The sequence below is a fragment of the Pseudomonas baetica genome, from assembly GCF_051216495.1.
Classification (GTDB): Bacteria; Pseudomonadota; Gammaproteobacteria; order Pseudomonadales; family Pseudomonadaceae; genus Aquipseudomonas; species Aquipseudomonas baetica_B.
Genome location: NZ_JBPKAM010000154.1, coordinates 1 through 9,738 on the forward strand (window position 1 = coordinate 1; position 9,738 = coordinate 9,738).

Annotated in this window: 8 protein-coding genes; 1 reads left to right on the top strand and 7 read right to left on the bottom strand. The window is 60.5% G+C overall.

Annotation, left to right across the window (positions count from 1 at the left end; all coding sequences use genetic code 11):
• Positions 1-160: 160 nt before the first annotated feature.
• The 7 genes from ACSFE6_RS29405 to amaB all read right to left on the bottom strand — a co-directional run bounded on the left by ACSFE6_RS29405 (position 161) and on the right by amaB (position 8,579).
• Positions 161-877, bottom strand: coding sequence for an ABC transporter ATP-binding protein (locus ACSFE6_RS29405; protein WP_435430884.1), 717 nt, complete (start codon positions 875-877; stop codon positions 161-163).
• On the bottom strand, positions 874-1,746 hold the full coding sequence (locus tag ACSFE6_RS29410) for an ABC transporter ATP-binding protein (protein WP_435430885.1): 873 nt from the start codon (positions 1,744-1,746) through the stop codon (positions 874-876). Before ACSFE6_RS29410 ends, ACSFE6_RS29405 begins: the two co-directional genes overlap by 4 nt.
• A complete protein-coding gene (livM, locus tag ACSFE6_RS29415; RefSeq protein WP_435430886.1) occupies positions 1,743-3,026 on the bottom strand; it encodes a high-affinity branched-chain amino acid ABC transporter permease LivM in 1,284 nt (427 codons plus the stop codon). The genes ACSFE6_RS29410 and livM overlap by 4 nt, the downstream gene beginning before the upstream one ends.
• A 3-nt stretch (positions 3,027-3,029) precedes the next feature.
• Positions 3,030-3,944: an ABC transporter permease subunit gene (locus ACSFE6_RS29420; protein WP_435430887.1), complete on the bottom strand. Its 915-nt coding sequence runs from the start codon at positions 3,942-3,944 to the stop codon at positions 3,030-3,032.
• A 242-nt stretch (positions 3,945-4,186) separates the two neighbouring features.
• Positions 4,187-5,320 carry an ABC transporter substrate-binding protein gene (locus ACSFE6_RS29425; protein WP_435430888.1) on the bottom strand — a complete coding sequence of 378 codons (1,134 nt, stop codon included), beginning with the start codon at positions 5,318-5,320 and terminating at the stop codon, positions 4,187-4,189.
• A 362-nt stretch (positions 5,321-5,682) separates the two neighbouring features.
• Positions 5,683-6,966, bottom strand: a complete 1,284-nt coding sequence (gene amaA, locus ACSFE6_RS29430) for an L-pipecolate oxidase (RefSeq protein WP_435430889.1) — start codon at positions 6,964-6,966, stop codon at positions 5,683-5,685.
• A 122-nt stretch (positions 6,967-7,088) separates the two neighbouring features.
• Positions 7,089-8,579: an L-piperidine-6-carboxylate dehydrogenase gene (gene amaB, locus ACSFE6_RS29435; protein ID WP_435430890.1), complete on the bottom strand. Its 1,491-nt coding sequence runs from the start codon at positions 8,577-8,579 to the stop codon at positions 7,089-7,091.
• 175 nt (positions 8,580-8,754) lie between these two features.
• Here amaB and ACSFE6_RS29440 point away from each other — a divergent pair, with 175 nt between their 5' ends.
• Positions 8,755-9,666, top strand: a complete 912-nt coding sequence (locus ACSFE6_RS29440) for a LysR family transcriptional regulator (protein ID WP_435430891.1) — start codon at positions 8,755-8,757, stop codon at positions 9,664-9,666.
• Positions 9,667-9,738: the final 72 nt, after the last annotated feature.

Genomic DNA, 9,738 nt, shown 5'->3' on the forward strand with positions numbered 1-9,738 from the left:
CCTCCCCCCCCCCCCCCCCCCCCCCCCCCCCCCCCCCCCCCCCCCCCCCCCCCCCCCCCCCCCCCCCCCCCCCCCCCCCCCCACAAGGGACTGATGCGTATTCGGAATATAAAAAGCCCCGGCGATTGCTCGTCGGGGCTGTGGGTATCTCAGGATAGGATTAATGCCCGCCGAGGTAGGCGTTACGCACATCCTCGTTGACCAGCAGTTCCCTGCCCGTGCCGCTCATGCGGATCTCGCCGTTGACCATCACATAAGCCCGGTCCGACAACCTGAGGGCGTGGTTGGCGTTTTGCTCCACCAGGAAGATGGTCATGCCGGTCTTCGCCAGTTCCCGCAGGGTGGCAAAGATCTGCTTCACCACGATCGGGGCCAGGCCCAGGCTTGGCTCGTCAAGCAGCAGCAACTTCGGCCGGCTCATCAGTGCCCGGGCAATGGCGAGCATTTGCTGCTCGCCACCGGACATGGTCATCGCGCGCTGGGTACGCCGCTCTTCGAGCCGAGGGAACAGCTCGAACATGCGCTGCATGTCCTCCTTGGCGTATTTGTCTCCAATCGGAATGGTGCCCATCAGCAGGTTTTCCTCGACGGTCATGTCAGGGAACACCCGCCGACCTTCCGGCGACTGCGCGATGCCGTTGGACGCGATGTAGTGCGACGACTTGTGGGTGATGTCCACGCCCTGATAAAGGATCTCCCCGCCTGCCGCCCTTGGCTGACCGAAGATCGACATCAACAGGGTCGACTTGCCGGCGCCGTTGGAGCCGATCAGGCTGACGGTTTCACCTTCGTTGATGTGCATCGAGACTTTCTTCAAAGCCTGGATCGGCCCGTAGAACACGTCCAGCCCTTTGAGTTCGAGGATGGGTTTACTCATACCACTTCCTCTTCGTCGGCGCCCAGGTAAGCGGCAATCACTTTCGGATCGTTGCGGATGTCGTCGGGGCCGCCCTCGGCAATAACGACGCCGTGGTCCAGCACCACGATGTGGTCGGAAATACTCATTACCATGCCCATGTCGTGTTCGATCAGCACCACGGTCAGATCGTGCTCGTCGCGCAGCAGCCGGATCATCGCGCTCAGCGCTTCGGTTTCCTGAGGGTTGAGGCCGGCGGCCGGTTCGTCGAGGCAGATGATCTGTGGACGGGTGCACATGGCCCGGGCAATTTCCAGGCGGCGTTGCTGGCCGTAGGACAATTCACCGGCCAAGCGGTTGGCGCAATCCACCAGATCCACCACTTCCAGCCAATAGAACGCGTGGTCCAGCGCATCGCTTTCGGCCTTGCGGTAGCCCTTGGTGTTGAGGATCCCTGCGAGCATGCTGCGGTTGACCCACATGTGCTGGGCCACCAGCAGGTTTTCCAGCACCGACATTTCCTTGAACAGGCGGATGTTCTGGAAGGTTCGCGCCAGCCCCGCACGGTTCACCAGGTGAGTGCCGCCGAACGCCTTGTAGAACAGGCGGCTGGCGAAGGATTTCGGCGAGACGAAATCGGTCGGTTTGAAGGACTCGCCCAGCAGTTTGATGACGTTGGTTTGCTGCCCGCGCACGTTGAGTTCGATCTTGCCGCCGGAAGCCTTGTAAAACCCGGTCAGGCAGTTGAACACAGTGGTCTTGCCGGCGCCGTTGGGGCCGATCAGGGCGAAGATCGAGTTGCGCTTGACCTTCAGGCTGACATCGTTCAACGCCTTGATGCCGCCGAAGTGCATCATCAGTTTTTCGACACTGAGTACGACTTCGCTCATGGCGCTACTCCTTTACGCGGGGTCACACCGGTACGGCTGATCCGAATCAGGCCACGCGGTCGCCAAATCATCATCAACACCATCAGGATGCCGAACAGCAGAACGCGATATTCAGCAAAGCCACGCAGCAGCTCAGGGGCCACCGTGAGTACGAAGGCCGCAATCACCACGCCGATGGTCGAACCCATGCCACCAAGTACCACGATGGCGAGGATCAGGGCCGATTCAAAGAAGGTGAACGAGGTCGGGTTCACAAAGCCCTGGTAGGTGGCGAAGAACACACCAGCCAGGCCTGCCGTCGAAGCACCGATGGTGAACGCCGAGAGCTTCACCAGCACATGGTTCAGGCCCATGGAACGGCAGGCGATTTCATCTTCGCGCAGGGCCTCCCAGGCACGACCGACCGGCATGCGGGTCAAGCGATGCTTGATGTACAGCACGGCCAGGACCACCAGGAACAATACCGCGTAGATGAAGTAGTACTTCACGTCCGGGTTGTAGGCGATGCCGAAGAACTCATGAAACGGCACACCGCCGTCCTTGGCCCGCTTGCCGAACTCCAGGCCGAAGAAAGTCGGCAGCGGTGCCGGCATGCCGTTAGGACCGCCGGTCAGGGTCAGCCAGTTGTTGAGGATCAGGCGGATGATTTCACCGAAGCCCAGGGTCACGATGGCCAGGTAGTCGCCGTGCAGACGCAAGACTGGGAAGCCAAGGATGCAACCGGCCAGCCCGGCGGTGATCGCCGCCAGCGGCAGCACGGTCCAGAAGCCCAGCCCCAGATACTGATAACCGAGCGCCAGGCCGTAGGCACCAATGGCGTAGAACGCCACGTAACCCAGGTCGAGCAAACCGGCCAGGCCGACCACAATGTTCAGCCCCAGGCCCAGCAGCACGTAGATCAGCCCTAGTATCACCACGCCCAGCAGGTAGGAGTTGGAGAAGAACGGCAGCACCACGGCGATGACGATCATCAGCGGGATGATCCAGCGCAGGCGCGACTTGTAGTCCGGAGGCAGTACATGCACACCGGAGCCGGTGCTCTCGAACCCTTCGAGAATGCGCAGGCCCTTGGGGGTTTGCAGGAAGAGGCTCAAGGCAAAGCGACCGGCCATGACGATGGCGACAATCCATGCCACGCGGGTCGATTCCAGATTGAAGCTGTAGCCGTCGAGCACGACACCGACAATCGGGCCGAACACGATCAGGGCAATGAGGCCGGCAAGAATCGCGTCAACCAGGCTTGTTTTGAAATCAATGGTTTTATGGGTGGTTGAGGACATTGCTTACACCTTCGACACAAGAGGACGGCCCAGCAGGCCCTGAGGCCGGAAGACCAGAACAAGTACGAGCAGCGAGAAGCTGAACACGTCTTTGTAGTCGGAGTTGACCAGGCCCGAGAACAGCGATTCGGAAATCCCGAGGATGATCCCGCCCAGCATGGCGCCCGGCAGCGAGCCGATCCCGCCGAGTACCGCGGCAGTGAAGGCCTTGATGCCGATGACGAAGCCGGCGTAGAAGTCGAAGGTGCCGTAGTTCATGGTGATCAGCACGCCGGCCAGGGCCGCCATCGCCGCACCGATGATGAATACGTAGGAAATCACCCGGTCGGTGTTGATCCCCAGGATCGACGCCATCTTGCGGTCTTGCTGGGTCGCACGGCACATGCGGCCGAGCTTGGTGTACTTGATCACGTAGGTCAGCAGCGCCATGCCGACGAACGCGGCGACCAGGATGAAGATCTTGGTGTAGGTCAGCTGCACGAAGCCACTGCCAACGTCGATGCGCCACGCACCGGTCAGCAGCGTCGGTACACCCTGTTGACGGGCGCCCTGGCTGATCTGTGCATAGTTTTGCAGGATCAGGGAGATCCCGATGGCGCTGATCAGCGGTGCCAGTCGGGTGGAGTTGCGCAGGGGTTTGTAGGCGATGCGTTCGATGACCCAGCCATACACCCCGGTGACGACAATGGTGAAAACCAGTGTGCCGAGCATCAGCAGAGGGAAGGATTCAATACCGAAGTAAGCCAGCAGAGCCAGACTGATCGCCGCGAGGTAAGCGGAAATCATGTAAACCTCGCCGTGGGCGAAGTTGATCATGCCGATGATGCCATAGACCATTGTGTAGCCGATGGCGATCAGGCCATAGACCGACCCGAGGGTCAGGCCGTTGACCATTTGCTGCAGGAAAATACCATCCATAACGCAGTCTCACGCAATGAGAACCTGCACGCCCGCGGGTGTGCGGTTCTTCTAGGAAAAATACAGATGTACGTCGGAGCAATGTCAGTCACGATCAGGCAGGCCACCACTCCCCCTTGTAGGAGCGAGCCTGCTCGCGATAGCGGTTGAACATTCAACAGATGTGTTGTCTGTCCGACCGTCATCGCGAGCAAGCTCGCTCCTACAGGAGAACCGTGGGGCTCAGCCGATCGGGTCAGCCCTTACTTCTGTTTTTCCAGCTGGTGGTATTTGCCGTTCGCGTCCCACTCGTAAACCACGTAGTCGGAGACTTTCAGGTCGCCCTTGCTGTCCCAGGTCTTCTCGCCCATGACGGTTTTGACGGGATTCTTTTTTAGCCACTCGGCGGCTTTCTCGCCGTTGTTGGACTTGGCGCCATTGAAGGCAGCAGCCAGGGTCTGGACAGAAGCGTAGGCGTACAGGGTGTAGCCTTCAGGCTCATAGCCAGTCTTGCGGAATGCGTCCACCACGGCCTTGCTGTCCGGCAACAGACGCGGGTCGGCGCCGAAGGTCATCAGCACGCCTTTGGTGTATTGCGGGCCGCCAGCAGTGGTCACCAGCTCGTCGGTCACGATGCCGTCGTCGGACATGAACTTCACGTCGTTCAGGCCTTCGGTACGCAGTTGTTTGACCAGTGGACCGGCTTCCGGATGCAGGCCGCCGAAGTAGACCACGTCGGCACCGGCCGCACGGATCTTGGTGACCACGGCGCTGAAATCTTTCTCGCCGCGGGTCAAGCCTTCATACAGCACCGGCTTCACGCCGCGTTTTTCCAGCTGTGCCTTGGTGGCGTCGGCCAGACCCTGACCGTAGGTGTCCTTGTCGTGCAGCACGACAACTTTTTTGCCCTTGAGTACATCGACGATGTAGTCGCCGGCGACAATACCCTGCTGGTCGTCACGTCCGCACATACGGAACATGGCACTCAAGCCACGCTCGGTGACCTGCGGGTTGGTGGAACCCGGAGTGATCGCGATGATCCCGGCCTCGTCGTAGATTTCCGACGCGGGAATGGTGTTGGAAGAGCAGAAGTGACCGACCACGCCGGCGACTTTCTGGTTGGTCAGGTCTTTGGCGACCGTCACAGCCTGTTTCGGTTCGCAGGCATCATCGCCCTTGACCAGTACGATTTTTTCCCCGTTTACGCCGCCCGCTGCGTTGACCGCATCGGCCGCCGCCTGTGCACCCTTCATGTACTGTTCGCCAAATGCCGCGTTGGCGCCCGTCATTGGACCCGCTACGCCGATCTTGATGTCGGCCTGAGCAAACGCAGAAACACCCAGCGCAGTTGCCACTGCGAGGGCCAGAAAGCCTTTCTTGTAAAACGTCTGGGACATGAGGTGGTGCTCCATGGTTTTTTTAATTGGCACTGCGACTTCACTGAATGCTCAGAGCAAGTGCCGTGCCATCGGTTTTTTATTCTTAAAAAAGTCGCTGCTTTATTGTTATTTCGACTGTTTCGGGCCCAATTTCATTGAGCGTGCAACCGTCTAAACCGCGGAAGGTAATACCTTATTTTTTTCGAGGCGCAACCTTGGCGCGCCATCATTGCAACCGCGACACTAAACGGCGTGCAACCAGCCTGTAACAACGTGCGTCACCGAACTGCACACTGCTGGTGCGGGACTGCTACAACACGCACCACTACAGGCTAGCCGCAACGCTGAAAAGCGCCGCTTTCCGCAACAAATTTCAACAATCAGATCACGATCCGCAGGCACTGGCCTGCGTGATACAGCGAGAACCCGGCCTCATACAGGCAACTGCGCAGGCCGACACCCGACAATGGCTGCATGGGAGCAAAGGGAATCGGCAGCGCCTGAGGATTTCCGTTACACAAGTAATCAGCGAACGCCTTGCCGACCACCGTCCCCGTGGTGACGCCCCGGCCGTTGTAACCGGTAACGGCCACTATCCCGGGCGCCGGTTCGAACAGGCGCATCAAGTGATCCGGCGTGAAGGCGATGCGCCCCGTCCAGGTGCACTCCCACTCCACGGGTTTCAGGTTGGGGAAATAATGCTGTTGCACTCGATCAGCCCAGGCCTTGAGGAACCAGGTGGGTTTCTGGTTGCCGTTGCCAAGGCTGCCCAACAACAGGCGACCGTCTTTATCACGTCGAATGCTGCTCAGCACCTGACGGGTATCCCACGAGCCCTGCCCGCCCGGCAGGATTTCCTGGGCAGCGTCTTCGGTCAGGGGCACGGAGGCTACCTGGTAGTAATAACCAGGGAAGAAATTGCGCTTGAGCTCGGTCCAGTCGCCTTCGGTGTAGGCATTGGAGGCGATCACCACTTGCTCGGCGAGCACCGAGCCCTGAGCGGTTTGCACCGACCACTTCTGGCCCTGGCGCTCGAGTCGGGTGACAGGCGAATGGTCGAACAACTGACCGCCGAGGCCGACGGCCGCTTTGGCCAGCCCTGTGGTGTAGGCCATCGGATTGAGCGTGCCGGCACGCCGATCGAGTAGCGCGGCTGCGATCTTTTTGGTGCCCGTCGCTTGCTGGCAGGCTTGCCCGGTCAGCAGTTCCACCGGTGCACCACGACGCTTCCATTGCTCCTCGCGACTGCGCAGATCGGCTTCGCCCCGCGCGTTGTGGGCCATGTGCAGCGTGCCTTCGCGGCGTAACTGACAATCGATGTTGTACTTGTCGACCAGACTGAAGACCAGCGCTGGTGCCGCGCCCAGCATGCGGTTGAGCTGGCTGCCGACCGCCACGCCAAACCCCGCCTCGATCTCGTCCGGAGGAATCCACATTCCGGCGTTGACCAGTCCGACGTTGCGCCCCGAACCGCCATGGCCGGCGCGATGGGCTTCAAGCACGCAGACACTTTTGCCCTGCTCCAGCAGATGCACTGCCGCCGACAGCCCCGTAAATCCGGCACCGATGACGCAGACATCGGCTGTTACTTCACCTTTGAGCGCCGAATTGTCGGGCCTTTGCGGCGTCAGTTTTTCCCACAGACACTCTTCGCGTAACGGCATTGCCAGACTCCAAACAGAAACCTAACAAACAAAAACAAAGCATCGCTGACAAGCCAGCTCCCACAGGGTTATGTGCCGCAACACAAATCCTGTGGGAGCTGGCTTGCCAGCGATAGGGCCCGTCAGTCGAACGTAATCCCCTGCGCCAACGGCAATTCCAGCGAATAGTTCACGGTATTGGTCTGACGACGCATGTACCCGCGCCATGCATCGGAACCGGACTCACGGCCGCCACCGGTTTCTTTCTCGCCACCGAATGCGCCGCCGATTTCCGCACCGCTCGGGCCGATGTTGACGTTGGCGATGCCGCAGTCGCTGCCCACCGCCGACATGAACTGTTCGGCTTCACGCACATCGGTGGTGAAGATGCAGGACGACAGGCCTTGTGGCACGGCGTTGTTCAAACGCAGGGCTTCGTTGAAATCGGTGTAACCGACCACGTAGAGAATCGGCGCGAAGGTTTCGTGGCAGACCACGTCGCTCTGCTCCGGCATTTCGACGATGGCTGGCGACACGTAGTAGGCATTCGGGAATTTGTCTTCGAGCTGACGCTGTCCGCCAAATACCCGACCGCCTTCGCTCAGGGCCCGCTCCAGCGCGTCCTGCATGTTGTCGAAGCTTTGCTTGTCGATCAGCGGCCCAATCAGGTTGCCTTCCAGCGGATGGCCGATACGCACCTTGGAATAAGCGGCCTTGAGGCGGGTGACAATTTCTTCCTTGACCGATTCGTGGGCTATCAGGCGACGCAAAGTGGTGCAGCGCTGGCCGGCGGTGCCGACGGCGCTGAACAGGATGGCGCGAACGGCCATGTCCAGGTCGGCGCTTGGACCGAGGATCATCGCGTTGTTGCCGCCCAGTTCCAGGATGCTACGGGCGAAGCGGGCGGCGATTTTCGGCGCCACTTCGCGGCCCATACGGGTGCTGCCGGTGGCGCTGACCAAGGCGACACGCGGGTCATCGACCAGCGCTTCGCCGGCATCGCGGCCGCCGATGATGACCTGGCTCAGGTAAGGTGGCGCATCGCTGAAGTTCTTCAGCACGCGATCGAATAGCGCCTGGCAGGCCAGCGCGGTCAGCGGAGTTTTTTCCGAAGGCTTCCAGACCACCGGGTTGCCGCAGACCAGCGCCAGCGTGGCGTTCCAGGCCCAGACCGCCACCGGGAAGTTGAAGGCACTGATCACGCCGACCACACCCAGCGGATGCCAGGTTTCACGCATGTGGTGGCCGGGACGCTCGGAGGCGATGGTCAAGCCGTACAACTGGCGAGACAGGCCGACCGCGAAGTCGCAGATGTCGATCATTTCCTGAACTTCACCCAGGCCTTCCTGAGTGATCTTGCCGGCCTCCCAGGACACCAGCTCGCCGAGATCGGCCTTGTATTCGCGCAGGATGTCGCCCAGTTGACGCACCAGCTCGCCACGGCGCGGAGCCGGCACCTTGCGCCACAGTTCGAACGCATGATCTGCGCGACTGATGTGCTGCTCTACTTCAGCAGCGCCTTCCCAGTTCACGGCGGCGATGCGACTGCCGTCGATAGGCGAATGCACCGGCACTTTGCCGTTCTGGTACAGGGCTGGGTTCACACCAAGACGATCAAGCAATGCGGCAACCATGGGTCACTCCTCAAGCAAAAAACGGAACGGGTGCAGCCGCACGATCACGGCTGATCAGACCTGTAGTTTTAGCTTCCCGGAGGTTACTCAACAAACGACCTTTAAGAGAGATATCATTCCGTTTATTCATGCTGTGCATCGCAGGCAATAAAGAGACAAGAACAAAGGACCGCCCATGCTGAACAAACGCTATTTGCCATCGATCGCTGCCCTGCAGTGTTTCGAAGCCGTGACCCGGCATCTGAGCTTCACCCGGGCCGCCGAAGAGCTGAACCTGACCCAGAGCGCCGTCAGCAAGCAGGTCGCGCAGCTGGAAGAGTTGCTGCAGCATTTGTTGTTTCGCCGGGTGCGTCGCCGCCTGCAAATGACCCCGGCGGGGGATTTGTATCTGGTGGAAGTACGAAAAATCCTCACGCAGGTCGAGATGTCCACCCATTACCTGCGTTCCTACGGCGGCGAAACAGAAGTCCTGCGGGTCTCTACACCGCCGACTTTCGGTGCACGCTGGCTGGTGCCACGGCTCAAGGGCTGGCGACTGCGCCATCCGTCGATTCACCTGGACCTGTGCAGCGAACAGGAAGCGGATGACCTGCTGCAAGGTCGCAGCGATTTGGCGTTCTACTTCGGCCAGGGCTCACGCCCCGGCACCGAATGCCTGAAGCTGTTCAGTGAGGAGTTGGTGCCAGTCTGCGCCCCCGGCAGCCTGCCCGCCGAGCCCTTCACCGACCCGACCCAACTCACCGATCTGGTCCTGCTGCAAAACGCCTCCCGCCCCCAAGCCTGGCACGACTGGTTCGACAGCCAGGGCTACCACACCGAACACAGCTACCACGGCCCGCGCTTCGAAACCTTCTACATGTGCATCCGCGCGGCGCAAGTCGGTTGCGGCGTGGCGTTGTTGCCACGGTTTCTGGTGGAAGAGGAACTGGCCGAAGGCAAGCTGGTCATTCCCTGGCAGCATGCAATGCCCAGCACCGATGCCTATTACCTGGCCTACCCGGAGCATTCAGCGGAAGTGCCCAAGGTGCGAGATTTTGTGAAGTGGATGCTGGAGCAGATCGACAGTCCAGATGCAGTGCGCGGCTGAGCCCGGCACCATACCTGTGGGAGCGAGCCTGCTCGCGAAGGCGTCGGCATATCCACCATCAATGTGACTGAC